At 57.4% G+C, this 14,505-nt stretch carries 15 protein-coding genes; all 15 read right to left on the bottom strand.

Features of this window, described 5'->3' with window-relative positions; all coding sequences use genetic code 11:
• Positions 1 to 2: 2 nt before the first annotated feature.
• Positions 3 to 770 carry a DeoR/GlpR family DNA-binding transcription regulator gene (locus tag ACIGEK_RS03365; RefSeq protein WP_397491949.1) on the bottom strand — a complete coding sequence of 256 codons (768 nt, stop codon included), beginning with the start codon at positions 768 to 770 and terminating at the stop codon, positions 3 to 5.
• A 164-nt stretch (positions 771 to 934) separates the two neighbouring features.
• Positions 935 to 2,293: a bifunctional UDP-N-acetylglucosamine diphosphorylase/glucosamine-1-phosphate N-acetyltransferase GlmU gene (gene glmU / locus ACIGEK_RS03360; RefSeq protein ID WP_397491948.1), complete on the bottom strand. Its 1,359-nt coding sequence runs from the start codon at positions 2,291 to 2,293 to the stop codon at positions 935 to 937.
• Between the two features lie 137 nt (positions 2,294 to 2,430).
• Complete coding sequence (locus ACIGEK_RS03355; protein ID WP_090240980.1) at positions 2,431 to 2,856, bottom strand: F0F1 ATP synthase subunit epsilon; 426 nt, start codon at positions 2,854 to 2,856, stop codon at positions 2,431 to 2,433.
• An 82-nt stretch (positions 2,857 to 2,938) separates the two neighbouring features.
• The gene (atpD, locus tag ACIGEK_RS03350) at positions 2,939 to 4,315 is read right to left on the bottom strand and encodes a F0F1 ATP synthase subunit beta (protein ID WP_274088528.1); all 1,377 of its coding nucleotides are present in this window, start codon (positions 4,313 to 4,315) and stop codon (positions 2,939 to 2,941) included.
• Positions 4,316 to 4,345: 30 nt separating this feature from the next.
• On the bottom strand, positions 4,346 to 5,206 hold the full coding sequence (gene atpG, locus ACIGEK_RS03345; protein ID WP_339463272.1) for a F0F1 ATP synthase subunit gamma: 861 nt from the start codon (positions 5,204 to 5,206) through the stop codon (positions 4,346 to 4,348).
• Between the two features lie 50 nt (positions 5,207 to 5,256).
• Entirely contained in the window at positions 5,257 to 6,801 is a 1,545-nt protein-coding gene (gene atpA, locus ACIGEK_RS03340; RefSeq protein ID WP_274088526.1) for a F0F1 ATP synthase subunit alpha, read from the bottom strand.
• Positions 6,802 to 6,822: 21 nt separating this feature from the next.
• On the bottom strand, positions 6,823 to 7,359 hold the full coding sequence (locus ACIGEK_RS03335) for a F0F1 ATP synthase subunit delta (RefSeq protein ID WP_304864980.1): 537 nt from the start codon (positions 7,357 to 7,359) through the stop codon (positions 6,823 to 6,825).
• Positions 7,360 to 7,374: 15 nt separating this feature from the next.
• Positions 7,375 to 7,845 (bottom strand): F0F1 ATP synthase subunit B, encoded by a 471-nt coding sequence (locus tag ACIGEK_RS03330; RefSeq protein WP_397491947.1) that lies wholly within the window; start codon positions 7,843 to 7,845, stop codon positions 7,375 to 7,377.
• Between the two features lie 52 nt (positions 7,846 to 7,897).
• Positions 7,898 to 8,152 carry a F0F1 ATP synthase subunit C gene (gene atpE, locus ACIGEK_RS03325; RefSeq protein ID WP_090378669.1) on the bottom strand — a complete coding sequence of 85 codons (255 nt, stop codon included), beginning with the start codon at positions 8,150 to 8,152 and terminating at the stop codon, positions 7,898 to 7,900.
• A 114-nt stretch (positions 8,153 to 8,266) separates the two neighbouring features.
• Positions 8,267 to 9,136, bottom strand: a complete 870-nt coding sequence (gene atpB / locus ACIGEK_RS03320) for a F0F1 ATP synthase subunit A (protein WP_397491946.1) — start codon at positions 9,134 to 9,136, stop codon at positions 8,267 to 8,269.
• 16 nt (positions 9,137 to 9,152) lie between these two features.
• Positions 9,153 to 9,560, bottom strand: coding sequence for a F0F1 ATP synthase subunit I (locus ACIGEK_RS03315; protein ID WP_397491945.1), 408 nt, complete (start codon positions 9,558 to 9,560; stop codon positions 9,153 to 9,155).
• Positions 9,561 to 9,718: 158 nt separating this feature from the next.
• Positions 9,719 to 10,591 (bottom strand): ParB/RepB/Spo0J family partition protein, encoded by an 873-nt coding sequence (locus tag ACIGEK_RS03310; RefSeq protein ID WP_397491944.1) that lies wholly within the window; start codon positions 10,589 to 10,591, stop codon positions 9,719 to 9,721.
• A gap of 10 nt (positions 10,592 to 10,601) precedes the next feature.
• Positions 10,602 to 11,390, bottom strand: coding sequence for a ParA family protein (locus tag ACIGEK_RS03305; RefSeq protein ID WP_397491943.1), 789 nt, complete (start codon positions 11,388 to 11,390; stop codon positions 10,602 to 10,604).
• Between the two features lie 12 nt (positions 11,391 to 11,402).
• Entirely contained in the window at positions 11,403 to 12,050 is a 648-nt protein-coding gene (rsmG, locus tag ACIGEK_RS03300) for a 16S rRNA (guanine(527)-N(7))-methyltransferase RsmG (protein ID WP_397491942.1), read from the bottom strand.
• Positions 12,050 to 13,942: a tRNA uridine-5-carboxymethylaminomethyl(34) synthesis enzyme MnmG gene (gene mnmG / locus ACIGEK_RS03295; RefSeq protein ID WP_397491941.1), complete on the bottom strand. Its 1,893-nt coding sequence runs from the start codon at positions 13,940 to 13,942 to the stop codon at positions 12,050 to 12,052. Before mnmG ends, rsmG begins: the two co-directional genes overlap by 1 nt.
• Positions 13,943 to 14,505 lie beyond the last annotated feature (563 nt).

Here is a 14,505-nt window from a genome sequence, read left to right as displayed (position 1 = left end):
CCTTAAGCTTCAACAGCCGCGCAGATCAGCTTGATGCCGCGCTCGGTTAATTGTTCACGGGCCTCATCACTAAGGCGTTCGTCGGTTATCAGGGTATGGATGCCGCTCCAGGGCAGCTCCAGGTTGGGAATCTTGCGGCCGATCTTGTCGCTCTCGACCATCACCACCACTTCGCGGGCTACATCCGCCATCACCCGGCTAAGCCCGAGCAATTCATTGAAGGTAGTGGTGCCACGGTTCAGGTCGATGCCATCGGCACCAATAAACAGCTGGTCGAAATCGTAAGAGCGCAGCACCTGCTCGGCGACCTGGCCCTGGAACGACTCGGAATGCGGGTCCCAGGTACCACCGGTCATCAACAACACCGGCTCATGCTCCAGTTCGCTGATGGCGCGGGCCACGTTGAGCGAGTTGGTCATCACCACCAGGCCGGGCTTGTGGCCAAGCTGCGGGATCATCGCCGCGGTGGTGGTGCCGCTGTCGATAATGATCCGCGCGTGCTCACGGATGCGCGCCACGCCAGCGCGGGCGATGGCCTGTTTGTACTGCGAGATCGGCTGTACGTCGCTAATCAGCTCCTGCGGCATGGGCACCGCACCACCGTAGCGACGCAGCAGCAGGCCGCTCTTTTCCAGGGCCGCGAGGTCTTTGCGTATGGTCACTTCCGAGGTGGAAAACGCTTTCGACAACACATCCACGCTCACCTCACCCTGCTCAGCGAGCAAGGCAAGAATGGTGTGGCGACGTTGCGGAGTGTTGCGTTTCGACATGTTAAGTTTCGATCCGAAAGATACTGGCGCGAATCAAAACCTAATGAAGCTTTTTCGTCAAGCCTGAAAACGATAAAAGGCGGCCAAGGCCGCCTTTATGACTGGCTCGCAGGATGGCCGAGCCGCATGGGTATCGCTGCGCCCACCCCATCCTACGTTGACCCTCACTTCTTGGTCGGGCGCTTCCAGCCTTCGATATTGCGCTGCTTGGCGCGACCGACGGCCAGGGTGTTATCCGGTACATCGCTGGTTATAACCGAACCTGCACCGGTGGTAGCACGATCACCGAGCGTCACCGGAGCAACCAGGGCGCTGTTGGAGCCGATAAACACGTCTTCGCCCAGTACGGTTTTAAATTTGTTGGCGCCATCGTAATTGCAGGTAATCGTGCCGGCACCGATATTGGTGCGTGCGCCGATTTCGGCATCACCCAGATAGCTCAGATGGCCAGCTTTGGCGCCTTCACCCAACTTGGCGTTCTTGAGCTCGACGAAGTTACCGACATGGGCCTTGGAGCCCAACACGGAACCCGGACGCAAACGGGCGAACGGCCCGCAATCGGCGCCCTCGCCCACGTCGGCACCTTCCAGATGGCTGTTGGCTTTAACGATGGCACCTTTACGCAATGTGCTGTTCTTGATCACACAGTTCGGGCCGATCTGCACGCCATCTTCGATTACCACCTGGCCTTCGAGGATTACGTTGATATCGATCGACACATCGCGGCCTACCGTGACTTCACCGCGCAAATCGAAACGCGCCGGGTCGATCAACGTCACCCCTTGCAGCATCAAGCGGCGCGCAGCGCGGAACTGGTAGTGACGTTCCAGCTGCGATAGCTGGATACGGTCGTTGGCGCCCAGCACTTCCATTTCGTCAGCGGCCTGCTCGGTGGCGACTACCAGACCATCGGCCGCCGCCATGGCGATCACATCAGTCAGGTAGTACTCGCCCTGAGCGTTGCTGTTGGACAACCGTCCCAGCCAGTCGCCCAGGCGCTTGCCTGGTACGGCAAGGATGCCGGTGTTGCCTTCGCTGATCTGCCGTTGCTCGGTGCTGGCGTCCTTGTGCTCGACAATGGCCTTCACCACACCCACCTCATCGCGCACGATACGGCCGTAGCCGGTCGGGTCGTTCAGATTGACCGTCAGCAACCCCAGCTGCTGCTCGCTGACCTGTTGCAGCAGGCGCTGCAGAGTTTCAACTTCAATCAGCGGGACATCGCCATAGAGAATCAGCACGCGCTCGGCGCTCAATGCCGGCAGCGCTTGGGCTACAGCATGGCCGGTGCCCAGTTGCTCACTCTGCAGCACGAAATTCAGATCATCCGCCGCCAATCGCTCGCGCACCAATTCCGCGCCATGCCCGATCACCACATGAATGCCTTGTGGTTTAAGCAGGCGGGCGGTGTCAATCACATGACCAAGCATGGCTTTGCCGGCAACCGGGTGCAGCACCTTGGGCAAGGCCGAGCGCATACGGGTGCCTTGGCCGGCGGCGAGGATAACGATATCGAGCGACATAGAAGGTAGTCCTGGGCAAGCGCCGGTTGTTCCCTGTGGATAAGCCCACGACGCAACCAACTGAAAAGATGAAATGACAGGCAAGAAAAAGGGTAGCCAAGGCTACCCTTTTACTCGTTTGCGATGAAGCGTCGGAATTAACCGCCGAACTTCTTGCGCAACTGCTGAACGGTACGCAGCTGAGCTGCAACCTCTGCCAGATGAGCAGCTGCGGAGCCGTAATCGAACTCAGCACCTTGCTCATGCAGCGCTTTCTCAGCAGCCTGGAGGGCCAACTGAGCAGCAGCTTCATCGATATCGGCAGCACGCTGCACGGTATCAGCCAGCACTTTGATCATGCTCGGCTGAACTTCGAGGAAACCGCCGGAGATGTAAAACACCTCGGCTTCGCCACCCAGCTTGACCAGACGAATCGGGCCCGGCTTGAGGTCGGTGATCAGCGGCGCGTGGCCTGGAGCGATACCGATATCACCCAGGTTACCGTGCGCAATCACCATCTCGACCAGACCGGAGAAGATCTCGCCTTCTGCGCTGACGATGTCGCAATGGACTGTCATAGCCATGTCTAACCTCACTATCGATCTATTTGCACACACTTAGGCATTCAAACAGACCGTAAGCGCCCGTTGCCGGGCGCACGGGTGATTACAGTTTCTTCGCTTTCTCAACAGCTTCTTCGATGCTGCCAACCATGTAGAACGCCTGCTCTGGCAAGTGATCGTAATCACCTTTCAGAATGCCGCTGAAACCGGCAATGGTGTCCTTCAGGGAAACGTACTTACCTGGCGAACCGGTGAAGACTTCGGCCACGAAGAACGGCTGGGACAGGAAGCGCTGAATCTTACGAGCGCGGGATACCAGCTGCTTGTCTGTTTCGGACAGTTCGTCCATACCCAGAATCGCGATGATGTCCTTCAGCTCTTTGTAGCGCTGCAGCACGTACTGAACGCCGCGAGCGGTGTCGTAGTGCTCCTGGCCGATAACCATCGGGTCCAACTGACGCGACGTCGAGTCGAGTGGATCGACCGCTGGGTAGATACCCAGGGAAGCGATGTCACGGGACAGTACAACGGTGGCGTCCAAGTGGGCGAAGGTGGTCGCCGGGCTTGGGTCGGTCAGGTCGTCCGCAGGTACGTATACGGCCTGGATCGAAGTGATCGAACCGGTCTTGGTCGAAGTAATACGCTCTTGCAGAACGCCCATTTCTTCGGCCAGGGTCGGCTGATAACCCACTGCGGAAGGCATACGGCCCAGCAGTGCGGATACTTCAGTACCGGCCAAGGTGTAACGGTAGATGTTGTCCACGAAGAACAGAACATCACGGCCTTCGTCACGGAACTTCTCGGCCATGGTCAGGCCGGTCAGTGCTACGCGCAGACGGTTGCCTGGTGGCTCGTTCATCTGACCGTAAACCAGGGCTACCTTGTCGAGAACGTTGGAGTCCTTCATCTCGTGGTAGAAGTCGTTACCCTCACGAGTACGCTCACCCACACCAGCGAACACGGAATAACCGCTGTGCTCGATGGCGATGTTACGGATCAGTTCCATCATGTTTACGGTTTTGCCTACACCGGCACCACCGAACAGACCGACTTTACCGCCCTTGGCGAACGGGCAAACCAGGTCGATAACCTTGATGCCTGTTTCCAGCAGTTCGTTCGAGCCAGCTTGTTCGGCGTAGGTTGGCGCAGGACGGTGGATGCCCCAACGCTCTTCTTCGCCAATCGGGCCAGCTTCGTCGATTGGGTTGCCCAGCACGTCCATGATACGGCCCAGGGTTTTCACCCCAACCGGTACCTGGATACCTGCGCCAGTGCTGCCGACATTCAGGCCACGCTTGAGGCCTTCGGTCGAACCCATTGCAATGGTACGTACCACGCCGTCGCCCAGCTGCTGCTGAACTTCAAGAGTGGTTTCGGCGCCGACTACTTTCAGCGCTTCATAAACATTCGGCACTTGATCACGCGGGAATTCCACGTCGATAACGGCGCCGATGATTTGAACGATACGTCCGCTACTCATCTTTGGTTCCTCTGAATATTTGAACCGTGCTTAAACCGCGGCAGCGCCGCCGACGATTTCCGAAATTTCCTGGGTGATCGCTGCCTGACGTGCCTTGTTGTAAACCAACTGCAGGTCTTTGATGATATCGCCAGCGTTGTCGGTGGCGTTTTTCATCGCGATCATCCGGGCCGCTTGTTCAGCCGCGTTGTTCTCAACCACTGCCTGGTACACCTGCGACTCCACGTAACGCACCATCAAGCCGTCCAGCAGCTCTTTGGCGTCGGGTTCGTACAGGTAATCCCAGTGGTGCTTGAGTTCTTTATCCGGATCGGCCACCAGCGGAATCAACTGCTCCACTGTCGGCTTTTGCGTCATGGTATTGATGAACTTGTTCGAGACCACGGACAAACGATCGATGCGACCATCTAGGTAGGCATCGAGCATTACCTTGACGCTACCAATCAGATCGTTGATCGATGGTTCTTCGCCCAGGTGGCTGATCGCAGCAACGATGTTGCCGCCAAAGTTGCGGAAGAACGCCGCCCCTTTGCTGCCAACGACGCAGAGATCAATCTCAACGCCTTGCTCGCGATTGCTCGCCATGTCTTTGACCAGAGCCTTGAACAGGTTGGTGTTCAGACCACCACACAGACCACGGTCCGAGCTCACCACGACATAACCCACACGCTTAACATCGCGCTCGATCATGAACGGGTGACGGTATTCCGGGTTGGCGTTGGCCAGATGACCAATCACCTGGCGGATACGCTCCGCGTAGGGACGGCTAGCAGCCATGCGCATTTGTGCTCTGCGCATTTTGCTGACCGCCACCTTTTCCATGGCGCTGGTGATCTTCTGCGTGCTTTTGATGCTCGCAATCTTGCTGCGAATCTCTTTTGCGCCTGCCATTTGACACCTATCGGGTTAGCAAGCGGGGACCTCACGGTCCCCACTGCGGCTTACCAGGTTTGGGTGGCCTTGAACTTCTCGATACCGGCTTTCAGCTGGCCATCGATGTCGTCATTGAAGTCACCCTTCTCGTTGATCTTCGCCAGCAGAGCGGCGTGATCCCGGTTGAAGTAAGCAATCAGGGCCTGTTCGAATGCGCCAACTTTGGCAACTTCGATGTCGACCAGGAAACCACGCTCAGCGGCATACAGCGATACGGACATGTCAGCAATCGACATCGGCGCATATTGCTTCTGCTTCATCAGCTCGGTAACGCGCTGACCATGCTCAAGTTGCTTACGGGTGGCTTCGTCCAGGTCAGAAGCAAACTGGGCGAATGCTGCCAGTTCACGGTACTGAGCCAGAGCGGTACGGATACCACCGGAGAGCTTCTTGATGATCTTGGTCTGTGCAGCACCACCCACGCGGGATACCGAAATACCGGCGTTGACCGCAGGACGGATACCCGAGTTGAACATGGCCGATTCCAGGAAGATCTGACCGTCAGTGATCGAGATCACGTTGGTCGGAACGAACGCGGAAACGTCGCCAGCCTGGGTTTCGATGATCGGCAGAGCGGTCAAGGAACCGGTCTTGCCAGTCACAGCGCCATTGGTGAACTTCTCAACGTACTCTTCGGAAACGCGGGAAGCGCGCTCCAGCAGACGGCTGTGGAGATAGAACACGTCGCCTGGGTAAGCTTCACGGCCTGGTGGACGGCGCAGCAGCAGGGAAATCTGGCGGTAAGCCACTGCTTGCTTGGACAGATCGTCATAAACGATCAGCGCGTCTTCACCGCGGTCGCGGAAGTATTCGCCCATGGTGCAACCGGCGTACGGTGCAATGAACTGCAGCGCAGCGGATTCGGAAGCGGAAGCCGCGACAACGATGGTGTTAGCCAGCGCGCCGTTTTCTTCCAGCTTGCGAACCACGTTAGCGATGGTCGATTGCTTCTGACCAATAGCAACGTAGACGCACTTAATGCCGCTGTTCTTCTGGTTGATGATGGCGTCGATGGCCAGAGCGGTTTTACCGATCTGACGGTCACCGATGATCAGCTCACGCTGGCCACGACCAACCGGGATCATGGCATCAACCGACTTGTAACCGGTTTGCACCGGCTGGTCGACCGACTTACGCCAGATCACGCCCGGCGCAACCTTCTCAACAGCGTCGGTAGCGACGTTGTTCAGCGGGCCTTTGCCGTCAATTGGGTTGCCCAGTGCGTCGACAACACGACCCAGCAATTCCGGACCAACCGGAACCTCCAGGATGCGGCCAGTACACTTGGCGCTCATGCCTTCGGCAAGGGAGGTATAAGCCCCCAGAACCACTGCACCCACGGAGTCTTGCTCCAGGTTCAGTGCCATACCGTAGACACCGCCCGGGAACTCGATCATTTCGCCGTACATTACGTCGGCGAGACCGTGAATACGCACGATACCGTCAGATACGCTGACGACAGTGCCTTCGTTACGGGCTTGAGAGGCGACATCGAGATTCTCGATACGCCCCTTGATGATTTCACTTATTTCGGAAGGATTGAGTTGCTGCATAGCTCTGCTGCCCCTTCAAACTCAAGATTTCAATGCTTCGGCCAGCTTCGCGATTTTGCCGCGAACTGAGCCATCGATAACCAGGTCGCCGGCGCGAATGACGACACCACCAATAAGGGCGGCATCCTCCGCGGCGTGCAGACGCACTTCTCGGCCGAGCCGTGCACTGAGAACCTTGGCGAGTTTGTCTTGCTGTTCATCGCTCAATGCGAAGGCACTGGTGACATCCACGTCGATCGACTTTTCCTGCTCGGCTTTGTACAGCTCGAACAGTTCAACGATCTCTGGCAACAGGGCCAGACGATCATTTTCAGCGGCGATATGAATGAAATTGCGTACCTGGGCGTCGAACTTGTCACCACACACGTCATTAAACGTGGTGGCCTTGTCTGTACTCGTCAAACGCGGAGCCTTAAGCATGCTCTGCATGGTGTCGTCTTGCGACACCGCTGCAGCTAGGCCGAGCATGGCTGACCAATTGGCCAGCTGCTGGTGGGCCTGGGCATACTCAAAGGCAGCCTTAGCGTAAGGTCGGGCCAGCGTGGTCAGTTCTGCCATGATCGCGCCCCTCGCTTAAATTTCGGCTGCCAGTTTGGAAACCAGCTCCGCATGCGCGTTTTGGTCGATAGATGCGCCCAGGATCTTCTCGGCACCGCTGACGGCCAGGCTACCCACTTGGGCACGCAGCGCGTCTTTGACACCATTCAGTTCCTGCTCGATCTCGGCCAGAGCCTGGGCCTTCACACGGTCAGCTTCGACACGGGCCTGTTCACGGGCTTCGTCGACGATCTGGGTACCGCGTTTCTTGGCTTGCTCAATGATCTCGGCTGCTTGGCCTTTGGCTTCGCGCAGTTGCTGACCCACTTTCTCTTGGGCCAACTCCAGGTCACGAGCCGCACGGCTAGCTGCATCCAGGCCATCTGCGATCTTCTTCTGACGTTCTTGCAAAGCCGTAATGACCGGAGGCCATACGTACTTCATGCAGAACAGCACGAAGATGAAGAAGGCAACGGACTGGCCAATCAGGGTTGCATTAATGTTCACGCCAACACCTCGCTCGTTCGTTGTCCGTTCATAACCTCAATAAAATTGAGAATTACTGAACTTGGGCCAGGAACGGGTTAGCGAAGGTGAAGAACAGTGCGATACCAACACCGATCATGGTCACGGCGTCGAGCAGACCGGCGACGATGAACATTTTCACTTGCAGCATTGGAACCATCTCTGGCTGACGCGCGGCGCCTTCCAGGAACTTGCCGCCCAACAGGCCGAAACCAATGGCGGTACCCAGGGCACCCAGGCCAATCAGCAGTGCTACAGCGATAGCGGTCAGACCAACTACAGTTTCCATCTTTCCTCCCGACTTTTTATGTCGTATTGGTTAAGGTTTTCTAAGGGTAAAGCGGTAAAACAAATCGGTACTTCCGTGCCCTTGCGGGCGTCCACCATGAGCGCCAAAACGCTCTTAGTGGTTGTCTTCGTGCGCCATCGACAGGTAGACGATGGTCAGCATCATGAAGATAAACGCTTGCAGGGTGATGATCAGGATGTGGAACACAGCCCACGCCCACTGCAAGGCAACGCCCAAGGCACTCAGCCAGAGCAGACCACTGCCAAACATCACAGCGATCAGAATGAACACCAATTCGCCGGCATACATGTTGCCGAACAGACGCAGAGCCAGGGAAATCGGCTTGGCGATCAGGGTGACGAATTCAAGCAGGAAGTTGACCGGAATCAGCAGCGCCTGAACAAACAGATTCTTGCTACCGAACGGGTGCAGGGTCAGTTCGCCGATAAAGCCGCCGATGCCCTTGACCTTGATGCTGTAGAAAATGATCAGTGCAAACACCGACAGGGCCATGCCCAGTGTCGCGTTCGGATCGGTGGTCGATACGGCACGGAACGGAATGTGCGAATCACCGGAGATCAACACGGCCATCATCGGAATCCAGTCGACCGGAATCAGGTCGATGGCGTTCATCAGGAACACCCAGACGAAAATGGTCAATGCCAGTGGCGCAATGACAGGGCTGCGACCGTGGAAGCTGTCCTTGACGCTGCCATCGACGAAGTCGACCAGCACTTCAACGAAGTTCTGCAGTGCACCAGGTTGCCCAGAAGTCGCCTTCTTTGCCGCCATACGGAACAGCAGGACGAAAAGTAGACCAAGGGCAACGGACCAGCCGAGGGTGTCGACATGGAACGCCCAAAAGCCCATTTCTTTAGCTTCTTGTGCGGTGTGGGCAAAGCCCCAATCACCATTCGGCAGTTGCCCGTAAGTCAGGTTCTGCAGGTGGTGCTGGATATAGCCCGAAGCGGTTTGTTCTGCCATGGTTGCCTCAAACGCCTTAAGGTCTCGAAAGTCTTTTTCTAATCAGCAGGGGCGAAAACCAATTGACCAACTGGGTCAGGAAGAACACGCCAAATACCGCCAGCGGTTCCAGAGGCTTCACACCTGCAAAGGTCAGTGCAAACAGCACTGCCGTTAAAACCAGTTTGCCCGCCTCACCGGCATAAAAAGACCGGACGATGGCTTGAGCAGCCCGCGCTCCACTGAATCGGAACGCCTTGTGGGCAAAGTACACATTCGGCAGCCATGCAATCAGGCCACCACACAACCCGGAGTAGCCTGCCACTGCACCTTGCCACTGCCATAACACCAGGGCCAGAAGCAGCAGTACCAGCAGTTGCACCAGCAGTACTGGGAAAACAGCAAGTTGATGGAAGGGCAGGCGATTCGGCATGCGAACGTCCATCTTGTTTTCCTGAAAGCTGAACTCGGGCGTCGGCACCTGAAAATCAATAACTTGGCATACTTTGTGCCGACGAAATGCGCGCAGAGTATAGGGGCGGTTCCCCCCCCATTCAACTGTCGGGTAGTGATTTCCGACTAGTCGCTACACGATCAATTGTTTCAACGAATGTGAGCGAGTACGCCCTGCAGTTCATCCAGCGAGCTGTAGCTGATCACCAACTGGCCTTTGCCTTTCTGCCCATGCTTGATCTGCACCGGCGAGCCCAGGCGCTCAGCCAGGCGCTGTTCCAGACGGGTAATGTCCGGATCGGCTTTGACCACTGCCGCGGGCTTCTCTTTGCTGTTCAACCACTGGCGTACCAGTGCCTCGGTTTGGCGCACAGTGAGACCGCGTGCGACAACATGTCGCGCACCTTCGGTCTGCTGTTCGGCCGGTAAACCGAGCAAGGCGCGAGCATGGCCCATTTCCAGATCACCGTGGGACAGCAGGGTTTTGATCTCTTCCGGCAGGGCAATCAAGCGCAGCAGGTTGCTGATAGTCACCCGCGACTTGCCCACGGCGTCGGCGACCTGCTGCTGGGTCAGCTGGAATTCCTGCTGCAGACGCTGCAGGGCCATGGCTTCTTCGATGGGGTTGAGGTCTTCGCGCTGGATGTTCTCGATCAGCGCCATGGCGATGGCAGCTTCATCCGGCAGTTCGCGAACCATGGCCGGGATCTTGTCCAGACCGGCTTGCTGGCTGGCACGCCAGCGGCGTTCACCGGCAACGATCTCGAAACGTCCTTCGCCAATCGGCCGCACCACAATCGGCTGCATCACGCCGTGGGCCTTGATCGACAGTGCCAATTCTTCCAGGGCGGTGGCGTCCATGTCGCGGCGCGGCTGGTATTTACCGCGCTGAATCAGGTCCAGCGGTACGTATTGCAGTTCACGGCTGTCGACCTGCTCGGCCTCTTCCTGCAAGGTAGTGACACTGGTGCCGCCCAACAGGGCATCCAGACCGCGTCCTAGTCCTCGTTTTTTCACAGCCATGCGAATTTCCTTATGCGTTTGCGGTGTGGGCATTTGCGCGTTGGCGGCGTACCAACTCGCCGGCCAGCGCCAGGTAGGCTATGGCACCACGGGATTGCTTGTCATACACCAGCGCCGGCATGCCAAAGCTTGGCGCCTCTGCCAGGCGTACGTTACGTGGGATAACCACGTCGTAGAGCTGGTCGGGGAAATGCTGCTTGAGTTGCGCTGAAACATCGTTGGTCAGGCTGATACGCGGGTCATACATGGTGCGCAGCAGGCCCTCTATCTTCAGCTTGGGATTAAGAATTTCGGCGATGCGCTGAATGCTGTTGAGCAGATCGCTCAAGCCCTCCAGCGCGTAATACTCGCACTGCATGGGGATGATCACCCCATCGGCTGCCACCAAGGCGTTGACCGTGAGCATCGATAGCGCGGGCGGGCAGTCGATGAGGATGTAATCGTAATTTTCGCGGATCGGCGCCAACGCATAACGCAAGCGGCTTTCCTTCATTTTCATTTCCAGCAGCGAGACTTCGGCGGCGGTCAGGTCGCGGTTGGCCGGCAGCAATTGGTAACCGCCGTGCTCGGAGAACTGCATGGCATCGACCAGGTTGCATTCGCCGATCAGTACGTCGTAGATCGAGTGCTCCAGACCGTGCTTATCCACACCGCTGCCCATAGTCGCGTTGCCCTGGGGATCGAGGTCGATCAACAGCACGCGGCGCTTGGTCGCCACCAGCGAGGCAGCCAGATTGATGCAGGTGGTGGTTTTGCCCACGCCGCCTTTCTGGTTAGCGATTGCGAATACCTTAGCCATGCTGCGTTCCCCCTAAACCGAGCGACGCAGTATCAACAGATGGCGCTGACCTTGGCAACCGGGAACCTTGAGCACATGGGTGGCGGTGAGACGAAAGTCCGCTGGCAGGGCCTGCAGCTCGTCATCCGGGTGTACACCTTTCATCGCCAGCCACTGGGTATTGTCATCGCCGAGGTGGCGGGTCCAGTTGCTGAAATCTTCCAGCGAGCTGAACGCCCGTGAGCAAATCCCGCTGAATGGCACAGCTGGGGTGAATTCCTCAACGCGGCTGTGGATAACTTGCAGGTTGGCCAGTTTTAACTCCAGCTTCACCTGAGTCAGGAAGCGGGTCTTCTTGCCGTTTGAATCCAGCAAAGTGAACTGCCGCTCGGGAAACAGGATGGCCAGTGGAATCCCCGGCATACCGCCGCCACTGCCGACATCCAGCCAGTTATCCCCAGCCTCGGCGACAAAAGGCACCACAGACAGGCTGTCGAGCAGGTGACGCGAGACCATTTCATTCGGGTCGCGTACCGCGGTGAGGTTGTAGGCCTTGTTCCACTTGATCAGCAGAGCCAGGTAAGCCAGCAGCTGTTCGTGCTGCTGCGTGTTGAGTGCAACACGCAGCTCAAGCGCGCCTTGGCTCAGTTCTTCGGCGTGACGTGCAGTAACCAACGACATCAGGCGCTGTGCTCCAACTGCTGACCGGCAGTGCGCTTTTTCAGGTGAATCAGCAGCAGGGAAATCGCCGCAGGGGTGACGCCGGGAATCCGCGAGGCTTGGCCCAGGGTTTCCGGGCGGCTGTTGCCGAGCTTGTGCTGGATTTCCTTGGAAAGCCCGGAAATGCCTGCGTAGTCGATATCTATCGGTAGCTTGGTGTCTTCACTAGCGCGCAGGCGGGCGATTTCGTCCTGTTGGCGGTCGATATAACCGGCGTACTTGGTCTTGATTTCGACCTGTTCGGCCACTTGCGGATCTGGTGCACCACCGCCGGTGATGGTCACCAGCCCGGCGTAATCGATTTCCGGGCGGGCGAGCAGGTTGAGCAGGTTGTATTCGTGGGTCAGCGGCGTGCCGAAGTGGGCGGCAATCGCATCGCCCTGAGGCGTGCCCGGGCGTACCCAGGTGCTTTTCAGGCGCTGTTCTTCCAGCTCGATGGCTTCGCGCTTGGTCTCAAAAGCCGCCCAACGCACATCATCGACCAGACCCAGCTCGCGGCCTTTCTCGGTCAGGCGCAGGTCGGCGTTGTCTTCGCGCAGGATCAGCCGGTATTCGGCCCGCGAAGTGAACATGCGGTACGGCTCCTGCGTACCCAGCGTAATCAAGTCGTCGACCAGTACGCCGATGTAAGCCTCATCGCGACGCGGACACCAGCTGTCCTTGCCCTGAGCGCGCAGCGCGGCGTTGCAGCCGGCGAGCAAACCTTGCGCACCGGCTTCTTCGTAACCGGTTGTGCCGTTGATCTGCCCGGCGAAGAACAGCCCGGCAATCACCTTGGTTTCCAGGCTGTATTTCAGATCACGCGGATCGAAGTAGTCGTACTCGATGGCATAGCCAGGACGGACGATGTGCGCGTTTTCCATGCCGCGAATGCTGCGCACGATCTGCAATTGCACATCGAACGGCAACGAGGTGGAGATGCCATTGGGGTACAGCTCATGGGTATTCAGACCTTCTGGCTCGATAAATACCTGGTGGCTGTCCTTGTCGGCGAAGCGGTGGATTTTGTCTTCGATCGACGGGCAATAGCGCGGGCCGACGCCTTCGATCACGCCTGAATACATCGGCGAGCGATCGAGGTTGGCCGCGATGATTTCGTGGGTACGCGCGTTGGTGTGGGTGATCCAGCAGCTGACCTGACGCGGCTGCTGTTCGGCACGACCGAGGAAGGACATCAGCGGCGTTGGCGTATCGCCCGGCTGCTCGGTCATCACCGAGAAATCCACCGAACGGCCATCGATGCGTGGCGGCGTACCGGTTTTCAGACGACCAACGCGTAGCGGCAATTCACGCAGACGTTGCGCCAGGGCTATTGAGGGTGGATCGCCAGCGCGGCCACCGGAGTAGTTCTGCAGACCGATGTGGATAAGTCCGCCGAGGAAGGTGCCAGTGGTTAATACCACGGAATCTGCTAGGAAGCGCAGGCCCATCTGGGTGACTACGCCTTTGACTTCGTCGTTTTCGACGATCAGGTCATCAGCTGCCTGCTGAAATATCCACAGGTTGGCCTGGTTTTCCAATGTTTCGCGAATCGCGGCTTTGTACAGCACGCGATCAGCCTGGGCGCGAGTAGCGCGTACCGCTGGGCCCTTGCGGCTGTTCAGCACACGGAACTGGATACCACCTTTGTCAGTGGCTTCAGCCATGGCGCCGCCTAGGGCGTCGATTTCCTTGACCAGATGGCTCTTGCCGATCCCGCCAATCGCCGGGTTGCAGCTCATCTGCCCGAGTGTTTCCACGTTATGGGTCAGCAGCAGGGTTTTTACCCCCATGCGTGCAGCTGCCAACGCAGCTTCGGTACCGGCATGACCGCCGCCGATGACGATCACCTGAAAACGGGAAGGGAAATCCACCACGCACCTCGTGCCTGTTGAGAAATGGGGGGCTTTTTGGGTTGAAAAGCGGGAAAGGCGGCAAGTATAGGGATTTAGCCGGTGTGAAAGAAGCCTTTTGCACAAAAAATAGCCAACTCGTTTGGACGCTGTTCGGCTGTGTCGGTTAATAAAGAATAAAAGAGAAAATTTTTATAAAGCCTTGTTTATATGTTTATTACTTAGCAACGGCTTTTCTGTGGATAGATTGCTACAGACCAATGGATTCAGTGCCTACAGCGTTTAAAAAGTCTGTGCTGATCCTGCCATCTGCCTGTTCAGTTGCCGTATGCAAGCTGTGGATGAAAGTGATGGTTATCCACAGGGGCGGTTATCCTCAGTTTTATCACCGGGTTATAGGCAGGGCTTAGGCGTGGTTTTCCACAGGGCTTAAGTGGATAAATAAGTGACTAAACGTACTTATTGCGCCCTGGCCAAGACCTGCCTGAATGGCATAAATAAGGTTTTTAGAGAGTAACGCTACGTAGATGGGTAAGGCGTAGGCAGGCAATTTTGAAAGCAGCAGAAGGCTGGATGGCCGAAAC

It is taken from the genome of Pseudomonas sp. NPDC079086, from assembly GCF_044542155.1.
Taxonomy (GTDB): Bacteria; Pseudomonadota; Gammaproteobacteria; order Pseudomonadales; family Pseudomonadaceae; genus Aquipseudomonas.
This window is presented reverse-complemented; position numbering and strand designations above follow the sequence as displayed.

What these genes read in the sequence shown, in the direction of transcription:
- ACIGEK_RS03365 (WP_397491949.1), bottom strand. Translation starts at nt 770, where the DNA reads ATGTCGAAACGCAACACTCCGCAACGTCGCCACACCATTCTTGCCTTG.
- glmU (WP_397491948.1), bottom strand. Translation starts at nt 2,293, where the DNA reads ATGTCGCTCGATATCGTTATCCTCGCCGCCGGCCAAGGCACCCGTATG.
- ACIGEK_RS03355 (WP_090240980.1), bottom strand. Translation starts at nt 2,856, where the DNA reads ATGGCTATGACAGTCCATTGCGACATCGTCAGCGCAGAAGGCGAGATC.
- atpD (WP_274088528.1), bottom strand. Translation starts at nt 4,315, where the DNA reads ATGAGTAGCGGACGTATCGTTCAAATCATCGGCGCCGTTATCGACGTG.
- atpG (WP_339463272.1), bottom strand. Translation starts at nt 5,206, where the DNA reads ATGGCAGGCGCAAAAGAGATTCGCAGCAAGATTGCGAGCATCAAAAGC.
- atpA (WP_274088526.1), bottom strand. Translation starts at nt 6,801, where the DNA reads ATGCAGCAACTCAATCCTTCCGAAATAAGTGAAATCATCAAGGGGCGT.
- ACIGEK_RS03335 (WP_304864980.1), bottom strand. Translation starts at nt 7,359, where the DNA reads ATGGCAGAACTGACCACGCTGGCCCGACCTTACGCTAAGGCTGCCTTT.
- atpE (WP_090378669.1), bottom strand. Translation starts at nt 8,152, where the DNA reads ATGGAAACTGTAGTTGGTCTGACCGCTATCGCTGTAGCACTGCTGATT.
- atpB (WP_397491946.1), bottom strand. Translation starts at nt 9,136, where the DNA reads ATGGCAGAACAAACCGCTTCGGGCTATATCCAGCACCACCTGCAGAAC.
- ACIGEK_RS03315 (WP_397491945.1), bottom strand. Translation starts at nt 9,560, where the DNA reads ATGGACGTTCGCATGCCGAATCGCCTGCCCTTCCATCAACTTGCTGTT.
- ACIGEK_RS03310 (WP_397491944.1), bottom strand. Translation starts at nt 10,591, where the DNA reads ATGGCTGTGAAAAAACGAGGACTAGGACGCGGTCTGGATGCCCTGTTG.
- ACIGEK_RS03305 (WP_397491943.1), bottom strand. Translation starts at nt 11,390, where the DNA reads ATGGCTAAGGTATTCGCAATCGCTAACCAGAAAGGCGGCGTGGGCAAA.
- rsmG (WP_397491942.1), bottom strand. Translation starts at nt 12,050, where the DNA reads ATGTCGTTGGTTACTGCACGTCACGCCGAAGAACTGAGCCAAGGCGCG.